Source organism: Arthrobacter sp. B055-34, from assembly GCF_059090425.1.
Genome location: NZ_JBNHFQ010000005.1, coordinates 102,696 through 122,667 on the forward strand (window position 1 = coordinate 102,696; position 19,972 = coordinate 122,667).

18 protein-coding genes and 1 pseudogene are annotated in these 19,972 nt (G+C 65.9%); 8 read left to right on the forward strand and 11 right to left on the reverse strand.

Going from position 1 to position 19,972, the window contains the following annotated elements; translation table 11 throughout:
- Positions 1–573 precede the first annotated feature (573 nt).
- The 3 genes from AC5RWO_RS11350 to AC5RWO_RS11360 are packed head-to-tail and all read left to right on the forward strand — an operon-like array spanning position 574 to position 3,112.
- Positions 574–1,578 carry a 2-hydroxyacid dehydrogenase gene (locus AC5RWO_RS11350; RefSeq protein WP_498731477.1) on the forward strand — a complete coding sequence of 335 codons (1,005 nt, stop codon included), beginning with the start codon at positions 574–576 and terminating at the stop codon, positions 1,576–1,578.
- Between the two features lie 11 nt (positions 1,579–1,589).
- Entirely contained in the window at positions 1,590–2,006 is a 417-nt protein-coding gene (locus AC5RWO_RS11355; RefSeq protein WP_498731478.1) for a hypothetical protein, read from the forward strand.
- A complete protein-coding gene (locus AC5RWO_RS11360; protein ID WP_498731479.1) occupies positions 1,925–3,112 on the forward strand; it encodes an L-lactate permease in 1,188 nt (395 codons plus the stop codon). The genes AC5RWO_RS11355 and AC5RWO_RS11360 overlap by 82 nt, the downstream gene beginning before the upstream one ends.
- Before the next feature lie 157 nt (positions 3,113–3,269).
- Here AC5RWO_RS11360 and AC5RWO_RS11365 read toward each other — a convergent pair whose 3' ends face one another.
- Both AC5RWO_RS11365 and AC5RWO_RS11370 read right to left on the reverse strand, forming a co-directional pair.
- Positions 3,270–5,960: a cation-translocating P-type ATPase gene (locus tag AC5RWO_RS11365; RefSeq protein ID WP_498731480.1), complete on the reverse strand. Its 2,691-nt coding sequence runs from the start codon at positions 5,958–5,960 to the stop codon at positions 3,270–3,272.
- On the reverse strand, positions 5,953–6,291 hold the full coding sequence (locus AC5RWO_RS11370) for a DUF1538 family protein (protein WP_498731481.1): 339 nt from the start codon (positions 6,289–6,291) through the stop codon (positions 5,953–5,955). The genes AC5RWO_RS11365 and AC5RWO_RS11370 overlap by 8 nt, the downstream gene beginning before the upstream one ends.
- A 534-nt stretch (positions 6,292–6,825) precedes the next feature.
- On the opposite strand from AC5RWO_RS11370, the gene AC5RWO_RS11375 reads away from it, so the two are divergent.
- A complete protein-coding gene (locus AC5RWO_RS11375; protein ID WP_498731482.1) occupies positions 6,826–7,278 on the forward strand; it encodes a universal stress protein in 453 nt (150 codons plus the stop codon).
- A gap of 99 nt (positions 7,279–7,377) precedes the next feature.
- On the opposite strand, the gene AC5RWO_RS11380 is transcribed toward AC5RWO_RS11375, so the two are convergent.
- The 9 genes and pseudogenes from AC5RWO_RS11380 to AC5RWO_RS11420 form a co-directional block, all read right to left on the reverse strand.
- A complete protein-coding gene (locus AC5RWO_RS11380) occupies positions 7,378–7,839 on the reverse strand; it encodes a universal stress protein (protein WP_498731483.1) in 462 nt (153 codons plus the stop codon).
- A 191-nt stretch (positions 7,840–8,030) separates the two neighbouring features.
- Positions 8,031–8,456, reverse strand: coding sequence for a pyridoxamine 5'-phosphate oxidase family protein (locus AC5RWO_RS11385; protein ID WP_498731484.1), 426 nt, complete (start codon positions 8,454–8,456; stop codon positions 8,031–8,033).
- A 134-nt stretch (positions 8,457–8,590) separates the two neighbouring features.
- Positions 8,591–10,469 (reverse strand): annotated as a pseudogene (locus tag AC5RWO_RS11390) (heavy metal translocating P-type ATPase).
- A gap of 380 nt (positions 10,470–10,849) precedes the next feature.
- The gene (locus tag AC5RWO_RS11395) at positions 10,850–11,905 is read right to left on the reverse strand and encodes a zinc-dependent alcohol dehydrogenase family protein (RefSeq protein ID WP_498731485.1); all 1,056 of its coding nucleotides are present in this window, start codon (positions 11,903–11,905) and stop codon (positions 10,850–10,852) included.
- Between the two features lie 489 nt (positions 11,906–12,394).
- Entirely contained in the window at positions 12,395–13,972 is a 1,578-nt protein-coding gene (locus tag AC5RWO_RS11400) for a DUF4389 domain-containing protein (RefSeq protein WP_498731486.1), read from the reverse strand.
- A 57-nt stretch (positions 13,973–14,029) separates the two neighbouring features.
- Positions 14,030–14,569, reverse strand: a complete 540-nt coding sequence (locus AC5RWO_RS11405; protein ID WP_498731487.1) for a flavodoxin domain-containing protein — start codon at positions 14,567–14,569, stop codon at positions 14,030–14,032.
- A gap of 148 nt (positions 14,570–14,717) precedes the next feature.
- Entirely contained in the window at positions 14,718–15,695 is a 978-nt protein-coding gene (locus AC5RWO_RS11410; protein WP_498731488.1) for a magnesium transporter, read from the reverse strand.
- Positions 15,696–15,706: 11 nt separating this feature from the next.
- Positions 15,707–16,162, reverse strand: a complete 456-nt coding sequence (locus AC5RWO_RS11415) for a hypothetical protein (protein WP_498731489.1) — start codon at positions 16,160–16,162, stop codon at positions 15,707–15,709.
- A complete protein-coding gene (locus tag AC5RWO_RS11420; protein ID WP_498731490.1) occupies positions 16,159–16,602 on the reverse strand; it encodes a hypothetical protein in 444 nt (147 codons plus the stop codon). The genes AC5RWO_RS11415 and AC5RWO_RS11420 overlap by 4 nt, the downstream gene beginning before the upstream one ends.
- Positions 16,603–16,815: 213 nt before the next feature.
- Between AC5RWO_RS11420 and AC5RWO_RS11425 the strand changes: the two genes are divergently transcribed.
- The 4 genes from AC5RWO_RS11425 to AC5RWO_RS11440 all read left to right on the forward strand — a co-directional run bounded on the left by AC5RWO_RS11425 (position 16,816) and on the right by AC5RWO_RS11440 (position 19,964).
- A complete protein-coding gene (locus AC5RWO_RS11425) occupies positions 16,816–17,352 on the forward strand; it encodes a flavodoxin family protein (RefSeq protein ID WP_498731491.1) in 537 nt (178 codons plus the stop codon).
- Between the two features lie 120 nt (positions 17,353–17,472).
- Complete coding sequence (locus tag AC5RWO_RS11430) at positions 17,473–17,958, forward strand: hypothetical protein (RefSeq protein WP_498731492.1); 486 nt, start codon at positions 17,473–17,475, stop codon at positions 17,956–17,958.
- A 132-nt stretch (positions 17,959–18,090) separates the two neighbouring features.
- Complete coding sequence (locus AC5RWO_RS11435) at positions 18,091–19,644, forward strand: alpha/beta fold hydrolase (RefSeq protein ID WP_498731493.1); 1,554 nt, start codon at positions 18,091–18,093, stop codon at positions 19,642–19,644.
- A gap of 35 nt (positions 19,645–19,679) precedes the next feature.
- Positions 19,680–19,964, forward strand: a complete 285-nt coding sequence (locus AC5RWO_RS11440; protein ID WP_498731494.1) for a hypothetical protein — start codon at positions 19,680–19,682, stop codon at positions 19,962–19,964.
- The last annotated feature ends 8 nt before the right edge of the window (positions 19,965–19,972 follow it).

Here is a 19,972-nt window from a genome sequence, read left to right on the forward strand (position 1 = left end):
AATCAGGGCCGCCAGCAGCTCACTGGCTTAACTCGATGATTACCCCGGATACATGCCCCGGCTCCATGCCCGGATGGAGAAACTGATGGTCCCTTCCTCGACAGCGGGGGCCTGCTCGAGCCATCCCGGGAGCGCCGGTCCTGATCATCCTCGGGCACATGCTCACAACCGCAGAACGCGATGCCGGCCCGTACCCGGCTGCTGCACCCCGGCAGGCGCTGCGACAGGAGGCATAACCGCGTGCCCTGCCGGCCGTAACATCCATCTTCCCGTCAGGCCCCTTGGACAACCCGAGCAGGACAGTGCCCCAAACCGGGAACTCCCTGTAGTCTCGGCTCATGGCTTAATCCAGTGTGTGTGAGGTCCCGGCCAAGGCGTACTTCCGTCTCTCTCCGGCGGAGCTGCGGCCGGAGAATTGCTGGTTTTGGTACCGGAAGACCACGTGGCGAAGAGAAAAACAGATGCTGGGTTTTGCCGCCGGCTTGCTGATCGGATTTTACGTCTCGCAGGCTCGGCTTACTTCCTGTACCGAAAAAGGCGTGCGGGATCCAGTGAAACAGGCGGAGGCAGAGCATGCGGGTAGCCGTTTACAGCACGAAGCCGTATGACGAGCAGTTCCTGACGGCGGCAAACATCGCCCACCGGCATGACCTCTCGTTCCTGGAGTCACGTTTGTCCCGCGACACCGTTCCGCTGGCCGCAGGCGCTGAAGCGGTGTGCGCCTTTGTCAACGACGATCTAAGCGCCCGGGTGCTTGATGACCTCGCACGGCTCGGTGTCCGCAGCGTGGTTTTACGTTCCGCGGGCTTCAATCATGTTGATCTGAAGGCGGCGGCACGGCTTGGGATCTTGGTGTTTCGCGTTCCGGGCTACTCGCCGCACGCGGTAGCCGAGCACTGCGTGGCTTTGGTGCTGGCCTTGAACCGCCGGATCCACCGGGCCTACAACCGGGTAAGGGAAGGCAACTTCGCGTTGAGCGGCCTGCTGGGATTCGATCTGTACGGCAAGACGGTGGGCGTCGTGGGCACCGGCCGGATCGGGACCTGCTTCGCGCGCATCATGATCGGCTTCGGTTGCCGGGTGGTGGCCAGCGATCCGTATCCCAACGATGAATGCCGGACGATGGGAGTGGAGTATCTGCCCCTTGACGCTTTGCTGGCGCAAAGCGACATCATCTCGCTGCATCTGCCTCTGACACCGCAGACCCAACATTTCATTCAAGCCGAACAGCTCGGCAGCATGCGCGACGGCGTCATGCTCATCAACACGAGCCGGGGCATGTTGATCGACACGCGCGCGGTAATCAATGCCCTCAAGCAGGGGAAGATAGGTTACCTGGGCCTGGACGTGTATGAGGAAGAGGCAGACCTGTTCTTCGAGGATCTCTCAGACCAGGTTCTGCACGACGACATATTTTCGCGGCTGCTCACCTTCCCCAACGTGCTGATCACCGGCCATCAGGCGTTTTTCACACGCGAGGCCCTGACCAACATCGCGGCGACGACGATGGATAACCTCACGGCTGCAGAGCGCGGCGAGGACCTGAACCAGGTCACCGCTGACGACATCGCAGGGTAATCCAGCCCGGAATGCTGGCATTCCTGGCAGCTGTACCGGTGCTGCTGGTACTGGTACTCATGACCGTCGCCGGATGGTCAGCCGCACGGGCAGGGCTGGTAACAGCCACGGTCACCCTGGTGCTCGCCGTGGCAGCGTTCGGCTTTGGTGGTCCGGCAGATCGGTTCAGTGCGGTCTCCGGGACGGCCGGTGTGCTGGCGGAAGCTTCTTTCATCGCCGCGACCGTGGCGGGCATCATCGGACCCGCGCTAGGCATCCACTACCTGCAGCAACGCACCGGCGCTGCGGAACGGTTGCACGCCGGCCTGGCTCGTCTCCACCCCGACCCCCGGCTGGCGCGCTGCTGGTGGCTTGGTTCTTCGCATTATTCCTTGAGGGCGCCGCCGGGTTCGGCACGCCTGTGGCGTTGGCCGCGCCCTTCCTGGTAGCCGCGGGCCTGCCCCCGGTGCGTGCGGTGGCAGCGGCCCTGCTGGGGCACGCCGCCGGCGTGTCCTTCGGCGCCATCGGCACACCCGTGCTGACCCAAAGTGCGCTGGTGGATTTTTCCGCAACGGAGCTGGCCAAGGCCACGGTCCCCTACCACGTATTCCTCGGAGGAATCCTGACGGGTGCGGTCGTGCTGGTCATCGGCCGCGGCCTGCCCGACACCCGCAGGCTGTGGACCTGGGGGGTCCTGGCCGCGGTATCCTTCCTCGTGCCCTACGGCCTGATCGCCACCTTTGTCGGTCCTGAGCTGCCCACACTCGGAGGGGCCCTGGCCGGGGTGGCCGTCTTCGCCGGAGTCCTTGTCCGCCGGGCCCGGCTGGAGGCAGCCCCCTCCCGCGGCGAATCCACCGGGCCCGGCGAACGGTCGGAGCTGCTGCGCGCAGCAGCCCCGTATCTGGTCCTGGTTTTTCTTGTCCTCGCAACCCGTTTGATCCCACCGGTCCGCGACGTGCTGGAAGGCGTCACGATCGGGTGGGAGACCGGTACAGGATTTTCCGGCAGTGTCCGGCCGCTGTTCCACCCGGCAATGTTGCTGACCGTGGCCTTTGCCGCCGGCGCCGTTTTGCAGCGGGCCTCCGGTGGCCAGGTCCGCGAGGCTTTCCTGACCGCGACCAGACAGCTGGGCCCGGTGATGGTGGCGCTGGTCGCGATGGTCACCATCGCCCGCACGATGTCCCATGCCGGGATGACGGACGAGCTGGCCTATGCGGCAGCCGGTATCGGAATGGCGTGGCCGCTGGTCTCCCCTGCCCTTGGGACGTTCGGGACCTTCGTCACCGGCTCGGCCACCGCCTCCAACGTGCTTTTCACCGAGCTCCAGAGCACTACCGCCCACGCTGCCGGCCTTCCGGCGCTGCCCCTGCTCGGGGCACAGGGGTTCGGAGCCGCGGTAGGAAACATCATCTGCCCGCACAACATTGTGGCTGCCGTAGCCACCGTGGGCCTCACCGGGCAGGAGGGAAAGGTACTGCGCTCCACTTTTCCCACCGCCATGCTTTACGTCACGCTCGGGGGGCGTGCTGGCCTTTGCCTTCACACGCTGACCTGAGACAGGGAGCACCGCTGCTTTCACCGGACCCTGATTGGAAATGAAGGCGGCGAGCCGATGACGCGGCGCAGCACCACGCACCGCAAATCCAGTTCCTGCGGGCAGGCGGAATGCGGGTGCGCAGGGACAGCTCCGCCCGGGGGTACGGGGTACCCGGTCATGCCGCCGATGCGTCATTGCGGTGGGACCAGCGCCGAACGGCCTTTTCCGCCTCGACAATGATCAGCACGGTGGAGCCGACGGCGGTGCAGAGAAGCCATTCCCAGCCGTTCAGAGGCGACAGTTCCAGCAGCCCCGCGGTGACGGGCCAGGTCATGACGGCCCAGTGCAGCGCGAGGGCGGCAAGGGAGGTGCAGAGGAGTGGCTTGTTGGCCAGCAGCCGGAGTTGGAAGAGGGATTTGTTCTCTGCCCGGGAGCTGAAGACCTGAAAGAAACTGAGCATCACGAACATGGTCAGCGCAAGGGTTCGTGCATGGGTCTCGGGGATGCCGTTGTGCAGTGACACGATGAAGCTCAGGATCACTGCCAGCGCCATCCAGGCGCCGGTGATTCCGGCCCGGAACCACAGTGTGCGCGAAAGGATGCCTTCGGACGGGGGACGCGGCGGTCGGCTGAGTTCATCGCCTTCCGCGGGTTCGAAGGCCAGAGCGATGTCCTGAACACCGTTGGTCACCACGTTCATCCACAGCATTTGAACCGGCAGGAACAACAGGGGTGTGCCGGCAAAGACGCTCAGCGTCACTGCCACCAGCGCGGCGGCACCGGTGGAAAGCAGGAAGTACGTGGTTTTGCGGATGGCGGCGAAGGTGACTCTTCCTTCCTCCACGGCGTGCACGATGGTGACGAAGTTGTCGTCGGTCAGCACGATGTCCGCTGCTTCGCGGGCCACGTCCGTGCCGGACTTGCCCATGGCCACGCCGATCGCGGCCGCTTTGAGGGCCGGGGCGTCGTTGACGCCGTCGCCGGTGACGGCGACGATCTTCCCGGCCCTTTGCAGGGCGTGCACGATCCTGAGCTTGTCCACTGGGGAGACACGGGCGGCAACGCTGGTCTGCTCGAGGCGTGCGGCGAGCATGTGGTCATCCAGGTCCGCCATTTCGATGCCGGTCAGCGCGGGTTTATCCGTCGCCAGGCCGAGCCGGCCGGCAATGGCCGTCGCGGTAACCGGGTGGTCCCCGGTGATCATCATGACTTTGATCCCGGCCCGCCGGCACTTGGCGATGGCGCCGGCTACGCCCGCCCGCGGTGGGTCGGTCATGCCTTCCAGGCCCAGGAAAGTGAGCCCTGACGGCGGCGGCAGCGGCGAGGGCAGTTCCTCGTCGTTGTCCAGCACCCGGGAGCCGACGGCGATGACCCGCATTCCGTCCCGGCCCATCGCCTCGTTGGCGGCATGAATCAGCGCCTTGTCCAGCGGGACCCCGCCATCTTCGCCGGCCATGGTGCCGGCGGCGTCCATCAACACTTCCGGGGACCCTTTCACATACAGGGTGAGCCGTCCTGGAGCGGTGGCGTGGACCGTCTGCGAGTAGCGCAGGTGCGGTTCATACGGCTGGTGGGCCAGAGGTGCCGTCGTGCGGACGTGTTCGCTGATGGCGCCCCGGGCGACGGCGGTCTTGGCCATGGCCACATCTACGGCGTCCCCGGAGTACTCCAATGCCTCGTCCTCGGAGGAGAGCGTCGCTTCGTTGGTCAAGGCACCGGCCCGCAGAACAGCCCGGACCAGCGGAGGGTCAGCCTGCCCGCCGCCGTCGTTTCCGTCCGTGATGTCCAGCAGCCCGGCAGTGGTCCATATTCTTTCCACGGTCAGCCGGTTCTCGGTCAGCGTCCCGGTTTTGTCGGATCCGATGACGTTGGTGGAGCCCAGTGTCTCGACCGCGGGCAGGGTGCGGATGATCGCGTTCCGCCTGGCCATCCGTGAGACACCCAGACTCAGCGCGACGGTCAGGACGATGGGCAGGGATTCGGGGATGGTCGCCACCGCAAGCCCGACGGCGGTGCGGAACATGGTAGAGACATCGTTTCCCAGCACCAGCCCGGCAATGACAATGAAGACCAGGGCTGCGAGGACGATCAGTCCGATCCGCCGCTCCAGGCCGTGGGTGAGCAGTTGCAGCGGCGATTTGCCCTGCGGCCCCTGGATGAGGGCATTAATTTCACCCAGCGCAGTGGCGGCACCGGTGGCAACCACCACCCCCTTGCCGCGGCCGCCTCCCACAAACGTGCCGCTAAACGCCACATTGGCCCTGTCCGCGGCGCCGGTCTCTACCGGAAGCTGTTCCGTGTTCTTGGTAGCGGCATATGGCTCCCCGGTAAGCATGGACTCATCGAGCTGGAGACCGTTGGTTTCGAAGAGCCGAAGATCGGCCGGGACACGTTCACCGCTCTCCAGCAGCACGACATCGCCCGGAACCACACCGGGCCCGGGCACCAACCGTTCGGCTCCGTCCCGAAGCACGCGGCAGGACGGTGTCGAGAGCGACTGCAGTGCCCGCACATCAGCCTCCGCCTTGCGCTCCTGAACAAATCCCAAGACGGCGTTGATGGACAGAACCAGGAAGATCGCGCCGGAGTCCACCCAATGGCGTTGGACGAGAGTCACGACGGCCGCGATCAGCAGGATCCCGATCAGCGGGCTGATGAACTGGCGCAACAGGACCCTCCACCAGGAAGTGACCCCGGCAAAAACCAACTGATTCGGGCCGGCATCAGCAAGCCGACGGGCCGCCTCGGCACTGCTCAGTCCCTCCGGACCCGACGAAAGCGCCGAAAAGACGGCATCAGTACTCAGCGCATGCCAGGCAACGGGCCCGCCAGCGGTCGGTGCCTGAGTATCGGGCCGGTTAGTCATGAACACCAGTCTTCACTTGCACCGACTCCCTGGACAAGGATTGTCCAGGAGGCCTGCGGGCTGCGCCTTGCCGCCCGAACACTGAAAGACCGCGTGGCCAACGATGACAAAGCGCAGCACCAAACCTGTTGATCCTGCCTTCACCTACCGGCTGCGGCTGCTGCGTGACGGCGATCACGGCCGGCTCCGCAATGGAGGCAGCACCGCCGATGACAAAACCAAACGGCAGAAGCAGCCTCAACGCCCCGCGACGGACAAACTCACTGGCCAGGTTCTTCGCCACCGGAAAGATACTCAGGTCCAAACCAACCAGGAACAAGGCAATGCCCACCCCCGCAAGCAACAGTCCCCCACCAGGCCCAGGGGCTCCTCAGGCATAAGACGGAACAGCAGCAACTGACACAGGGCACCGACGGCCGCGCAGGGCAGGAAGTTCCGAAACGCCACAGGGAAGTCGCGGGCGCATCGGCTGAGGTGCTCCATTGGTCCTCTCCTGGGATATTCCGTGAATACCTAGTCTCTTAGTCTGCCGGTCCGTCGAAAGGGTGTCCACCACGGAAGGGCTGGCCCAGAGACCTGACCTGAGTCAACTTTCTGCCCGGACGGATGAGGCCGCCCAGTCCGACTCCTTGCCGCCGGCCGCGGCAATATCGCCTTGTCCCACATGGCCGGGGTTTCCGCAACGGTCTGATCCCGCCCGAGGCGGCAGGGCATTTACCCCGGAGAACACGGAACTCCTCCTGCACCGCCGGGACGACCACGGCAGGGGTGACCAAATCTCGACGGATCTAACGCCGTCGGGCATGATGGTTATCACCGGGGCCGGTGGTCCCGCTTTTTGCAAGCGAACGCTGTGGAGGAAACCGTGACGACCGGTCAGGACCGCGCCCGAAGGCTGATTGTCGTCGGTGTGGACGGTTCGCCCCAATCGGTGGAGGCATTGCGCCAGGCCCGCCGGCTTGCGGAGCTGACCGGCTGCCGGTTGAAGGCCGTGACTGCCTGGCAGTTCCCGGTACTGCGGTCCGATTATCCGGCCATTGACTGGAATCGACTGGAGGGCCCGGAACAGGTCATAACCGAGACCGTCAATGCGGCCTTCGGTGACGATGCGCCGGCGGACATGGAGAGAGCTGCCGTGCGGGGTCAGGCAGCCCATGTGCTGGCGGAGGAAAGCCGAGGAGCCGAAATCCTGGTGGTCGGCAAACGCGGGCGAGGCGGGTTCAAAGGCCTCCGCTTGGGCTCGGTGAGTGCTGCCGTCGCAGCCCACGCGCATTGCCCCGTACTGATCACGCCCCTGGAAACGGATGCTCCAGATTGAGGAACGAAGGCTTGAAGCCGGTTCTTATGCGTTTATGCGCTGAACTACCTTGAGCTTTAGCGCTGTCTGCAGTTCACGATGGCGGGAAGTGCAAGGCTGCTACCCAGCGTCTTCGCCGTGCCTGTGCTCCTGATCATGATGAGTGACGAGGACGGAACAGTGTGCGTGCGCGGCAACGGCGGAGCTGACAGAGCCCAGGAGCAGTCCGGAGAACCCGCCTTCGCCGCGGCAGCCAACCACCAGCAGCTCGGCCCCGCGGCTGGCTTCCACAAGGATATGGGCCGGCTGGCCCTGGGTCACGGTTTTCTCCACGTCTGCGGGAACGCCCGGCTCGAACGCGGAGCTCAAGGCGTTGTCAAGGGTCTCGGCCGCGTCCACACCCGGATTCCATGCCACGACGGGAGAGGCACTGAGCATCAGCGGATATTGCCATGCCGTCACGGCCTGGATCCGGGCACCTAGCATTGCCGCGTACCGCTGCGCTTCCTGCAGTGCGTGCACGGAATGCTTCGACCCGTCCACACCCACAACAATCCTGGGACCCTGATCTGTGTGATTCATGGTGTTTCCTTCCGTTGCTCTTTGGCCGAAATGACGGGGGGATCGTCAGGGACGCAGTCGTGGTCCGGCGAAAAGGACTCTGTTCCTTCACCGGCCAGGAACGCGGCGCAACCGGCATGGCTGCTCGGGCCCTGCCGCAGATGCAGGCTTTGATGCCGCCTGCAGGGCATGATGACCAACGTCATGACGGGCTAGAACCGCTCGGGTTGTTCGCCCAGGTTGAAATGCCGGCCGCTGATGTGCCGCGGGGTCACCTCGACGTAGAAGTCCTTCAGCGTCGGGACCCAGGATTTCAGTCCCAGGCTCTCGGCCTCGGCGATCTCCTGGCCCGACTGCAGGACCCGGGCGGTTCCCTTCACGACGACGCTCCACGCCTCGTCGCTGCCGATCCCGTCCGTTTCGAACACGACTTGGTCATTGATGGTGATCTCGGCCAGCTTCGTACCCGGTGCGGTGCGCATGAGCAGCACCCGGTTGTGCACCAGGTAGTTGATCGGGAAGATATCTGTCTCGCCGGCCGCTGTGAGGACGATCCGGCCGTGCCGGGTCTTCTCCAGCAGCTTCCAGGACTGATCATCGGTAAGGTCAAGGATCGGGTCTGTGTGTTCGAACATCATAGGCCCATTCTTCAAAGGTTCAGGGCAAAAGGAAAGGGTATGCCGGCGGTCGGGCTCGCCGGTGCGGCAGACCGGTGCGAAGGCGCCCTGCCTCGTTTAGGCCGATGTGCCCGTCGTCGTCCGGCACGACAAGCTTACGGTGCTGACCGGGAGTAGTCCTGCGGCACGGCAGCGCCGGCCGTGAGCTGGCGGTCTCTTCTGGACGGCCGCAGAGCCCGCAGGGCATTGAGGATTGTGGCGAGGTCTACCAGTTCCTGGGCCAGCGCGCCGGCTACGGCCGGGATGTGGCCTAAGGCGGCCGTGACCATGAGTCCGATGCTCAGCAGGATGCCGATCCAGATGCTTTGCAGGCCCACTTTCACGCTGCGCTGGCCGATTTCCACCGCCCGGGCCACCCGGGAGAGGTCATCGAGCATGATGACCACGTCGGCCGACTCGCTGGCCGCGGTCGATCCCTTGGCGCCCATCGCCACTCCCACCTCCGCGGCGGCCAGCACCGGGGCGTCGTTGACTCCGTCGCCGACCATCATGACCGGCCGCCGTGGCAGGGACCTGACCGTTGCCACTTTGTCCTCCGGCAGGCATTCGGCCTGCACCCGGGTGATTCCCACTTCGGCCGCAATATGCTCCGCCGTCTCCTGCGCGTCACCGGTGAGCATGAGCACTTCACGGACGCCGAGCCGGCGCAGCTGCGCCAGGGTGTCCCGCGCGTTCGGCCGCCCCTGTCACTCATGATCAGTGCGCCGGCGTAGGACCCTTCCACGCCGATGTAGACCGCCATCTGGCCGCTGTCCAAATCCGTCCTGGCGACCCCGGCAGCCCTCTCCTCGACGAATCTGCGCTTACCCACCACGACCAGGCGCCCGCCGAAGTCGGCCGCGACCCCGTGGGTCGCGTATTCCATGGCATCGCCGGCAGCCAGCAGGCCCAGACCCCGCGAAGCGGCAGCCTCCATCACGGACTCCGCCAGCACATGCGAGGAATACTGCTCCGCGGAGGCCGCCAGCTGCAACAGTTCACCGGCTCCCACGGGCCCGGCCCAGCAGCCGTTTCCGCGGACCTCCACCAGCACCGGGCGCCCGCTGGTCAGCGTCCCCGTCTTATCGAACGCCGCGACCCGGACGCGGCTGAGCATTTCCAGCACGCCGCCGTTCTTGATAATGATGCCGGCCTTGGCGGCCCTGCCCATGCCGCCCACGAAGGCTACCGGGGCGGCAATCAGCAACGGACACGGTGTGGCGACCACGAGCACTTCGGCAAAACGTGCTGCCTCCCCGCTGACAAACCACGCGGTCCCGGCCAGGACAAACGCGAAAACGGTGAAGGGGAGTGCGTACCGGTCCGCCAGCCTGACGACAGGGGCCCGGCTGGCGGTGGCCTCCTGCACCAAAGCAATGATCCTGCTGTACTGGGAATCCTCCACCGCCGAAACCGCCTCCATCCTGACAGCGGATTCGCCGTTGACCGAGCCGCTCATCACCAGGTCGCCTGCCGCTTTTTCCACCGGCAGGCTCTCCCCCGTCAAAGCCGACTCATCGAAGGAACCGAAGTCCGAGACCAGCCTCCCGTCCACGGGAACCACCTCCGCGGGCCGGATCAGGAGCAGGTCCCCCGCACGCACTTCCCCGACGCTGACATCCCGGATGCGGCCGCCGGTTTCCAGGTGAGCGATCTGCGGCACCCGTTCCAGCAGCGCCCCGAGCTCACGCCGGGCACGGCCCTGCGCAAAGTCCTCCAAGGCACGGCCCCCGAAAGCATCAGGACAATAATCAGGGAAGCAACGTACTCCCCCACCGCCACCGTGCTCACCACCGCAGTGACCGCCAACAGGTCAATCCCCAGGCCGCCGCGCAGGAGCGTCCCGACCAGGTCCACGGCCAGCCGCGCGGCAACGGCCAACGCAAAGATGCTCGCGTTCCACTGCGCTACCGTGCCTTCACCAACCAGCAGGAAGCCAGCCGTTACCAGACCGCAGAGAACGGTGGCCACTACCAGTGGATACGAGCTGACCAAAGTTCTCAAAACGGCCTGTCTTTCGCTCCCGCAACCGGGCCCCGGCTCTCTTCCCGTCCCGGCCCCCCGGGTTTTCCCAGTATCCGCCGCAAGAAGGCCTAACGCGATGTCTCCGGCCGGCGACCATGCCCGATCCGCATACAGCCACCAGCGCTACGCCCTCGGCAGACAGTACGTACCGCTGCAGGACAGGGGGTTCAAGAGCGGTAGCCATACCCTGCTTACGGCATGTGAACGGCCAGGCAGCGGGGGCCGGGTCGCATACAGAAGGAGCGTGGCCGGCACCCCTCCGGCTCCGTGGGCCACGGGCGCAGCCGCCGGATGGACAGGTTTCTCGCTTCACTGGGACCTTTAACGCGTTCTCCTTCGTTCCGGGGGCGTCAGCGGGTGAGAACTACTTTCAGTGCCTTGGTTTCCGCGGCCCGGGAAAAGGTATCGTAGGCGTCCATGATCTCTTCGAGGGGGAAGTGATGGGTGGCGAACTTTTCGGCCGGAACCCGGTGCTGGGCTACCAGCTTCAGCAGCATGGGGGTGGTGTTTGCGTTGACCAGTCCCATGCTGATGTTGATGTTCCGGATCCACAGTTCCTCCAGATGCAGTTCCACCGGTTTGCCGTGGACACCGACGTTGGCCACGTTTCCGCCGGGGCGTACGAGGTCGACGGCCATGTCAAAGGTTGCGGGGATACCGACGGCTTCGATGGCGACGTCCACGCCTGCTCCGTCCGTTAGGGCAAGAACCTTCTCTTTCCAGTCAGGTGCCGAGGAGGTGACGGTGTCGGTGGCACCGAATTCCCGGGCCTGGGCGAGGCGGTTTTCGTCCAGGTCGATCGCGATCACGGTTGCCGCCCCGTGGAGGCCGGCGGTGGCGATGGCGGCCAGGCCCACGGGCCCTGCCCCTACGACCGCGACGGTGTCCCCTGGTTTGACCCGCCCGTACTGCACGCCGATCTCGAAGCCGGTGGGCAGGATGTCCGAGAGCATCACCGCCTGCTCGTCGGTGACGCCCTCGGGGAGTTTGTGCAGCGAGTTCTCCGCATACGGCACGCGCACGTATTCAGCCTGCGTCCCGTCGATGAGATGGCCGAAAACCCAGCCGATCCCGGATTGTCCCTCGTCGCCCAGACAATGGGAATACAGACCGGTCCGGCAGTTCGCGCAGTGTCCGCAGGACTTGATGCAGGAGATAATGACGCGGTCCCCGGCGCGAAGACCGGTGACGGAAGAACCGGTTTCCGTGACCGTACCGACTCCTTCATGACCCAGGATCCTGCCCTCCCTGACCGCTGGAACGTCGCCCTTGAGGATATGCAGATCAGTGCCGCAGATGGTGGTCGTATCAACGCGGACGATGACATCGGTCGGGTTTTGTATGGCCGGGTCCGGAACATCTGTCCAGGATTTCTGTCCCGGTCCGCCGTAAACAAGTGCTTTCACGTTGACTCCTTCGCTGGTGCCGCCGTCGCCGGCAGCCGGTACATATGTCGTTTGTGCCTGTCCCGGGGACCTCAGGCCCGGCGTTCGGGCGCTCGTACGTGTATGCCCACGGTTCGGATCCGCGTCCCGTCCTGACCCAGCCGTCATGTTCAATATCGTGGATCAGCTGCTCAAGACTGCGGGTCATCCCCGGCGCCCATTCCTCCCCGGGAGGTGTGGTCGGGGAGCTGCGGGCGGAGGGAAAGGTGTCGCTCTTATAGAGACTTTTCCGTCCGTCCGGCCGACGAACCGCAGATACGCGTTGCCCGTTTGCGAGGCGAGTGTGGTGAGCATTCCGGCCCACCAGGATGTTCCCCCGGCATCCTCCAGTTCGATCTGCAGTTCCTGGGACATTTGCCCGTCCTTTCAATGGGTGCCCGGTCTTTCGTTCGTGGACCGCTGCCGCAGCGGTTTCGCCCGGTCCGCGGAGTAGTGGCCGGAGGGAAGGGGTTATCCCTGCCTTCCGGAGGAGGCCTGCGGGGAGGTATCGGGGACGACAGGCGGCGAGGTTTCGGGGGCGGGATCCGCGGGCCCCTGGTCGAGGCGGAACGGCGGGTACTCATCGCGCATCAGCAGCACGTAGGCACCGACCCGGTAGACCCAGCGGTTGAGTCCGATGACCAAGGCAAACAGGTCGGTGCGGTACCGGCCGGTGAAGAGCAGGATGACGGCGGCGATGAGCACCAGTATCCCGAGCAGGGACGGCCCCCAGCCGGCGTCCGTGCTGCCGGTGCCCGTGGCGTCGTTGCCGTTCCACAGCGTTCCTGCACCTCCGGTCAGGATTCCGATGACGATCAGGTGGGGTATCGCCAGCAGCCACCATTTGACCAGTACCAGTCCCCGGGAGACCCGCTGGGGGTAGGCGATGTCCAGGTCCGCCGGGTAACCGGCCGCCGGTGCCAGAGAGAAGGGCGGGTACCGGTCCGTCCCGAGCGCCGAGTAGGAGTAGAAACCGACCCGCCAGTTCCAGCGCAGCACTCCGACACAGAAGGCGAACCAGGAACGGGGGTAACGGCCGGTGAACAGGATTATGATGCCAGCCGCGACCGTAGTGACCAGGAGGGCGAACCACAGCAACGCCAGGATAATGAAATGCGGGATGGCCAGCAGCCATTTCACCAGCCACAGGCCCCGGGACAGTCGTGGATCCAGGAATCCGCTGAACCGGACCGGGTAGCCGGAATACCCGCGCACGGTCGGCTCGGCTGCCGGTCCAGTGGCGGGTTCAGGGGCTGCACCGCGTCGGCGGGCGGTGGGGTCGATGTCCCGGCCCAGCCGGGCCGCGCCGAACAGCAGCAGCGGCACTCCGAGAACGATGCCGATGATCCCGGCGGTCAATATTGTCTGGCCGGCCGGGCCGAGCAGCTGGGATCGGGCGCCGGCCTGGATGTCTGCCCATACCGGGCGGCTGGCATCGGCGTTCATTACCACCAGGGACCAGCGGCCCGGCTGCAGGTTCCAAGTGATTTCCTCCGCTCCGGTGCCCGATGCGGAGGCGGCCCAGAAATCCTGGGCTTCCGGAGCTGCCGGTGCCCGGTCCCCTGCCGGGGGCTCCGTTTCGCCTGGTGTCCATGAAAAAGTGCGGGGCCGTTCCCCGTCTGTGGACCAGGAAAAGCCGCCCAGCGAAGTGTGGGGCACCCCGTCAAGGTATGTCGAGACCGCGGAGGCCTCTCCGATGCCAACGAAGATGTCCTGGCCGGGGACCGCTGAGGAGACCTGCACCCGGATGCTGGCGAGCTCGCTGAGTGGCGGTGCCCCGGGCAGCCCCGCCTGTCCGGGGTCGATCACCAGCGATGGGGCGGTCAACGCGTAGCCGGTGCTCTGGTAGCGTTCCGCCGGTCCGCTCAGGTACCGCCCGTCCCGCTGTGCCGCGTCCGCGCCTGACAGGGCGGCCCCGCCGATGGTCAGCCCGATCCCCAGCATGGCCAGCAGCACGCCGATGACCAGCAGGATCCAGTTGACGGGTTTGGTCCGCGGCTGTGGCGCTCCGGGGGCCGGTTGCGGGTTTGCCGGAAAAACCTGGCTCATGGCGGTTCCCTTCGATGTGCCGGACCCCCTTTGCTCGGCGGGCACCGGGGCTGCGGTTTAGTGTCCGGGCGTGTTCACTGGTCCGGTGCTGTGTTTGATGTCCTGTGCGATGTCACGGGCCCAGGATTCGATGGCCGGCCAGTCCCGGTAATCGCCGAAGCGGCCTCCCGCGACACGGAACAGGATGCTGCCCGCGCGGGGCAGCTGACCGGACCGGCAAACCCCGGAGAAGAGGCGGTGGCCCCGGGGCTGGACATCGGCGCGCAGGGACTGCGCGATGCGTTTTTCCTGACCGGAACGGGCCATCGCGCGGATCGGCTTGGGCAGGCCATCCGACATGCCCACGCTGAACAGCCACACCGGTCTGCCGGCGAGCACCTGGGCGTGGGCGTGCAGGAACCCGGCGGCTTCCGGCAGCCACGCCTGGTTGTGGAGGGCACTGCCCAACACGGCAGCATCGTAGTCCCCGGGACGGTCGATCTCCCGCACCGGGCGTACGTCCACGGTGTTTCCCGAGCCCCGCAGGATTTCCGCTATCCGCTCCGCGATCTGCGCGGTGGATCCCTGGCTGCTGGCATAACCGACAACGACACGCATCCGGTACCTCCTTGAGGTTTCCAGACTAAGAGGTTCACGGCGCCGGGGAAAGGACCGTTGTTACCCCATTTTGCATACCCGTGTTCAGGCCGGCCCGCCTGCCCGGCACCGGTGCTCGTCTCGCACACGGGTGCCGGATGGGTGGACCTTACGCCACGAGGGCGGAGGCGGTAGCGAGGTAGATCGTCACAGTCAACAGGTCCTGTATCACCGTGGCGAGAGGCCCGGAGCCGAAGGCCGGGTCCCTGCCCAGCTTGCTGATCACCCAGGGCAGGACCAGGGCAATGACGGTAGCGATCGATGCGGCGGCCAGCAGTGAGAGAGCGACGGCCAACGCGACATTCCAGTCCCGCCAGATCGTTCCCACAATAAGCAGTGAGACTCCTCCGAGGAGCAGTCCCAGAAGCACGCCGGTCGCGATCTCGCGGCCGACGATCCGCCGCACGCCGACACCGAGCGAAAGGCCTCGGATGACGAGCGCTTCCGTCTGGGTTCCGATCGCGTCGGCGAGATAGACCACGCCCGGGACGAAGAAAGCGATGAGGACATTCGCCGCCAGGTCGGCCTCGAAGTTTCCCACGATCCCGGCAGCCAACAGCGCACCAATGAGTCCGACACCGAGCCAGGGAAGGCGGTGCCAAAGACGCCGGTGCACCGGCTCAACGGTTGTCGTCTGTGCAGGGGATGCAGAGCGCAGGAACCCGCCCAGACGCACCATGTCCTCGTCATGCTCGGCCAGCAACACCTCGAGCAGGGCGGTGGCGGGCACCAGACCCGTAAACCGTCCGTCATCAACGACGGCAAGGGTGGGCTCGTTGTGATGGACGGCTTTCCAGGCCGCCTGCTCCTGAACGGTTGAGGACGCGACAACCGGGGGCCGGGCATCCATCAGCTCGCCAACCGGTGCGGCGGGCGGGGCCGCGAGCAACCGTTCAATGGTGGCCAGGCCGAGCAGCCGGTCACCGTCGAGGACCGCGACCGCTGCCGCGCTGTCGTAGTCCCGGCCGCGCATCGAGTCCAGGATGTGGCCTGCCTGCTCGTCGGGGTGCGCGGTGGGAACGCGGCGCGAAGCATGCTGCGCCGCCGTGCGCAGCTGGCCGGTCATGGCAGGGTCGAGAACCGTCATCGGGACTTCCTTCAACTGGGATCCGGCTGTCTCTCTGCACGCTGGCGGTGCCTCCACCATCTGGCTGCGGAGGGGTAGGCGGCGATGCCTGCAACGTCGAGCCCCCAGAGCTGGCCCTCGGTTAGGTTGTAGGCCTTGACCATTTTTTGCCAGGAATCCCCGTTATAGCGGCCGAGCCCGAATTCGAAGACGACCGTTGCCGCTGCCCACATGAGCCCGATCTTCACGGCCCCGCGCGCCGTGGACACCGGATGGCGGCTTTCCGTCCACCGCACCCACGGGGCCAGAAGAACCAGCAGCACGAAGCAGGAGAGCTGTTGGGCGCGCTTTTCCCCGATCAGCGGCCCGTAGGCCCGGCGGAGGCCGGCGTTGAGGAACGCGATGGCAAGGGCTCCCGTCCACGCCCGTGCCCACGCACCGTGCGGTTCTTGGGCGCGGGTTCCGGTTTCCCTCCGGTGCCGGCTCACCGGTGGGCCCCCGGTTTCGTGCCGGTGCTCTTCGGGGAGCCGACAAGCGGGGCCGCTATGCCCAGCAGGGCATAGACGAGAACCAGTTCCAGGATGCCGAGGCTGAAGTAGAGGGACTGCAGCCAGGAGTACTCGGCCATCAGCACCAGTTCGACGAAGATCCAGATGACCATCCCGAAACCGGCGACGGCCGCCAGTAGCAGTGCGCTTGCCTTTTTCGCGATCAACAACACTGCTGCCGCCAGCTGGGTTCCGCCGACCACGAGGATGAGGATGAGCCCCGGGATCAGAAGCGACGGGAACGGTGTCCTGGCCAGGTATTCGGCGCCGACCCCGAAACCGGCAATGCCGATACCGCCGGCCAGGGCCGAGACCGCGCCGAAGAGCAGCAGCGTGACCAGTGCCCGCACCGGAACTGTTCCGGATGCCGTTCCGTTCATGTGTCCTCCCGGATGCGCGTATGAGGTCCCGGCCCGTGGTGCGCCCATTGTTTCAGGCGGCCGCGGCCACGCGCTAGGGCACATGGTTTCCAGGGGGCACGGAACCAGGGACGTTATCTGCCGGGAAAGCCGGCGCCCTGTTCAGGGCCTCGGGCCCTGTTCCTGAACGGGGAAAGGCCGCACAATGTAACCCATACGACGGGGAGGACCAGGATGAAGGCAGCGGTAATCTACGAATCGATGTACGGCAATACGCATGCCATCGCCCGGGCCATTGCGCAGGGGATGGAACCGGCCGCTGTGCCCGAGGTGCTCTCGGTCGAAGAAGCCGGTCAGAAAGACCTCCGGAACATCGACCTGCTGGTCGTTGGCGGCCCGACCCATATCCATGGCCTGAGCCGGAAAGCGATGCGTGAAGCGGCAGTTCAGGACGCTGCCGAGCACCCCGGGAAGGGTCTGGTCCCTGATCCTTCGGCCCCCGGTCCGGGACTGCGCGAGTGGTTCGATGCCCTGGAAAAAGGCTCGGGAAAAGCTGCGGCCTTCGATACCCGGGCGGAAGGCCCGGAACTGCTGACCGGCCGCGCGTCCAAGACCATCGCCCGGAAGCTCAGCCAGCACGGCTTCGAACTGCTTGCCGAGCCGGCGAGCTTCCTGGTCAGCAAGGACAACCGCCTGCTGCCCGGCGAACAGGAACGCGCCGTCGAGTGGGGCCGGGAACTGGCCGCGGCACTCTCACCACGACCGCACTAACCATGTCCGCCCGGACGGCAGTGACACCCAGCGGCCGGTGCCGGCTTTCAGCGCTTCCAGCGGATCAAACACGGCCGTGCGCCGGCAGGCCGGCGCACCCGGGATCAGGAGCCGAATCGAATGGAACAACTTATCCCGTGGCTGGTCTTCTGCCTTGCCGTCCTGGCCTTCTGCCTTCTTCGGCCCAACGCTGCGCGGATCTTTATCGGTATCTTCTTCATCATCATGGCCGTAGCCGTCAACGCGCTGCTGAGCGTTCTCGCCCCGGAACAGTTTGTCAGGCTCGGCGCGGACGCCCCGTTGATCCCCTTCTACGCCTGGTTCTTCGAACACGTTGTTGCCCTGGCACCTCAGGTCGTCGGGATCCTCGCCGCGGCCGGGGAAACCGCCGTCGGACTGTTGATTCTCGCCGGCGGCCGATACGTGAAACTGGGTCTGGGCGCCGCCATCATCTTCCTGATCGTCATCACCCCGTTAGGGGTCTGGACCCTGCCGAATCCAATCTTCGCCGCCGGCCTGGCCTGGCTGCTGAGGAAGGACTACCCGCGCAGCCTGTGGCAGCTGCTCCGTGCGCGGCGGCACCCGGCGGGCCCCGGCATGGCCTAGGAGGCGCAAGCCCGCCATGCCCCGTTCCCGTGGCCGCGGCGCCTGGATGCTTGCCAGCCATCGGGACACATCCCATCATGGGCAGGAAGAGAGAGCGGCTGCTCCCGGCCTTCCCTGTTGCGAGGTCAAGCCATGGTCAGGATTGACGGAAACGAGCAAACCTGTGGCACCGGCCGCCGGACCCCCGGCTTGCTCCGCCGGGTCTGGGCGGAGAAGCGGATCGCGGTGGCTCTTGTCGTCGCCGCTGCAACCGCATGCGGACTCGCGGCCGCCTGGTGGACGCCCCGGGGCCCGCTCACGACCACCCAATCACTGGCGACGATGGCCGTTGGCCTCATCGCGGGCACGGTTGCGGGCCTGCTGCTTCGTTCGCGGTGGGCGATGCTGGCCGCTCCCGCAATATCCGTCGTTGTGTTTGAAACCGCCCGGCTCGGAACGGACGGCCCGACCGTGGACGGCATCCACACCAGCACCTACGGGATCCTCGCTTTCCTTGTCGGCCGCGGCTTCCACGCGCTCATCGGCCTGGCCCCGATGGTCCTGGGTGCCGCCATCGGCGCCGGCACGGCACGGCGGCTCTCACCACCGTCCTTCCGTCCCCGCCGTGCCACAGCGGGGACCTACATCCGCCGCGGGGTGGCTGCGGTGACCGCCATGGCGCTCATCGCGCTGGCCGCGCTCATCGCCCGCCCGGCGGCCACCGCCCCGATCCCCGGCGCCGACGGCAGCACGGTCCCGGGCAGCATCGCGGAACTGACCACGGTGGAGACCGGAGGCAAGGACCTGGGGCTGATGCTGCGCGGCGTGAGCACCAGGAACCCGGTCATATTGTTCCTGGCCGGAGGACCCGGCGGATCCGAACTCGGCGCCATGCGCAACCATCTCTCCGGCCTGGAGGAAACGTTTGTCGTGGCCACCCTGGACCAGCGCGGCACCGGCACCTCTTACCCCGAGCTGGACCCCGCTAACACGCTGACCCTCGAAAGTTACGTCGCCGATACCATCGCGGTCACCAACTACCTGCGCGACCGCTTCGGCCAGGACCGGATCTACCTGCTCGCACAGTCCGGGGGCACCCTCCACGGAATCCTCGCCGTGCAGCAAGCACCCGGCCTCTACGAGGCGTTCATCGGCACCGGGCAAATGGTCAACCCGCGCGAAACAGACCGGATCTTCTACCACGACACCCTGGCCTGGGCCGGCAGAACCGGTAACAGGGAACTGGCGGACAGGCTCGAACGCATCGGCCCGCCGCCGTACGCGAACATGCTCGATTACGAAACAGCGCTCTCCCATGAACACCAGGTCTACCCGTACGACCGCACCGGCAACTCGGAGGGCGAAGGCGGGTTCTCCGAGAACTTCCTCGTCCCCGAATACACCTTCACCGACCAGGTCCACCTGCTGGGCGCGTTCATGGACACCTTCGCGGTCCTCTACCCCCAACTGCAGGACATCGATTTCCGCGACACCGCCACCAGCCTTGACGTGCCCGTCTACTTTGTCCAGGGCGCGCACGAAGCACGCGGCCGGGCCGAACCCTTCCGGGAATGGTTCCGGATGCTGGAGGCACCCGGCAAGCACCTGACCGAACTTCCCACCTCGGGACACCGGCCGCTGTTCGAACAACCCGATGAATTCATCGAGTACATGAACCACACCGTACTGCCCCGGACCGGATCATGACGGCCCCGGAACAGTCCCCAAGGAGGAGGAAAACCGTGGCGGAAACAGTATTCAACGTGACAATATTCTTCGTCGCGGCCATCCTCTGGGCGGCCTTCGGGGCACTCCTGCTCTGGCGCCAGGGCGATCTGAGCGACCTGTGGAACGCTTTCCGCGGACAGCACTGGCTGCTGCAGGGAATCGAGTTCGTCCTCCTGTTGCCCTGGGTCATCGCACTGTGGATATGGAACACAAGCTGGTGGTTCTGGGTGCGCGTCGTACTCGTCCTGGGACTTGCCTGGGTCAACCTGAACATGTTCTGGCCCTGGCGCGGGCGATGACCACCAGA

What these genes read in the sequence shown, in the direction of transcription:
- AC5RWO_RS11380 (WP_498731483.1), bottom strand. Translation starts at nt 7,839, where the DNA reads ATGAATCACACAGATCAGGGTCCCAGGATTGTTGTGGGTGTGGACGGG.
- AC5RWO_RS11425 (WP_498731491.1), top strand. Translation starts at nt 16,816, where the DNA reads ATGAAGGCAGCGGTAATCTACGAATCGATGTACGGCAATACGCATGCC.
- AC5RWO_RS11400 (WP_498731486.1), bottom strand. Translation starts at nt 13,972, where the DNA reads ATGAGCCAGGTTTTTCCGGCAAACCCGCAACCGGCCCCCGGAGCGCCA.
- AC5RWO_RS11405 (WP_498731487.1), bottom strand. Translation starts at nt 14,569, where the DNA reads ATGCGTGTCGTTGTCGGTTATGCCAGCAGCCAGGGATCCACCGCGCAG.
- AC5RWO_RS11365 (WP_498731480.1), bottom strand. Translation starts at nt 5,960, where the DNA reads ATGACTAACCGGCCCGATACTCAGGCACCGACCGCTGGCGGGCCCGTT.
- AC5RWO_RS11420 (WP_498731490.1), bottom strand. Translation starts at nt 16,602, where the DNA reads ATGAACGGAACGGCATCCGGAACAGTTCCGGTGCGGGCACTGGTCACG.
- AC5RWO_RS11355 (WP_498731478.1), top strand. Translation starts at nt 1,590, where the DNA reads ATGCTGGCATTCCTGGCAGCTGTACCGGTGCTGCTGGTACTGGTACTC.
- AC5RWO_RS11385 (WP_498731484.1), bottom strand. Translation starts at nt 8,456, where the DNA reads ATGATGTTCGAACACACAGACCCGATCCTTGACCTTACCGATGATCAG.
- AC5RWO_RS11350 (WP_498731477.1), top strand. Translation starts at nt 574, where the DNA reads ATGCGGGTAGCCGTTTACAGCACGAAGCCGTATGACGAGCAGTTCCTG.
- AC5RWO_RS11410 (WP_498731488.1), bottom strand. Translation starts at nt 15,695, where the DNA reads ATGACGGTTCTCGACCCTGCCATGACCGGCCAGCTGCGCACGGCGGCG.
- AC5RWO_RS11430 (WP_498731492.1), top strand. Translation starts at nt 17,473, where the DNA reads ATGGAACAACTTATCCCGTGGCTGGTCTTCTGCCTTGCCGTCCTGGCC.
- AC5RWO_RS11435 (WP_498731493.1), top strand. Translation starts at nt 18,091, where the DNA reads ATGGTCAGGATTGACGGAAACGAGCAAACCTGTGGCACCGGCCGCCGG.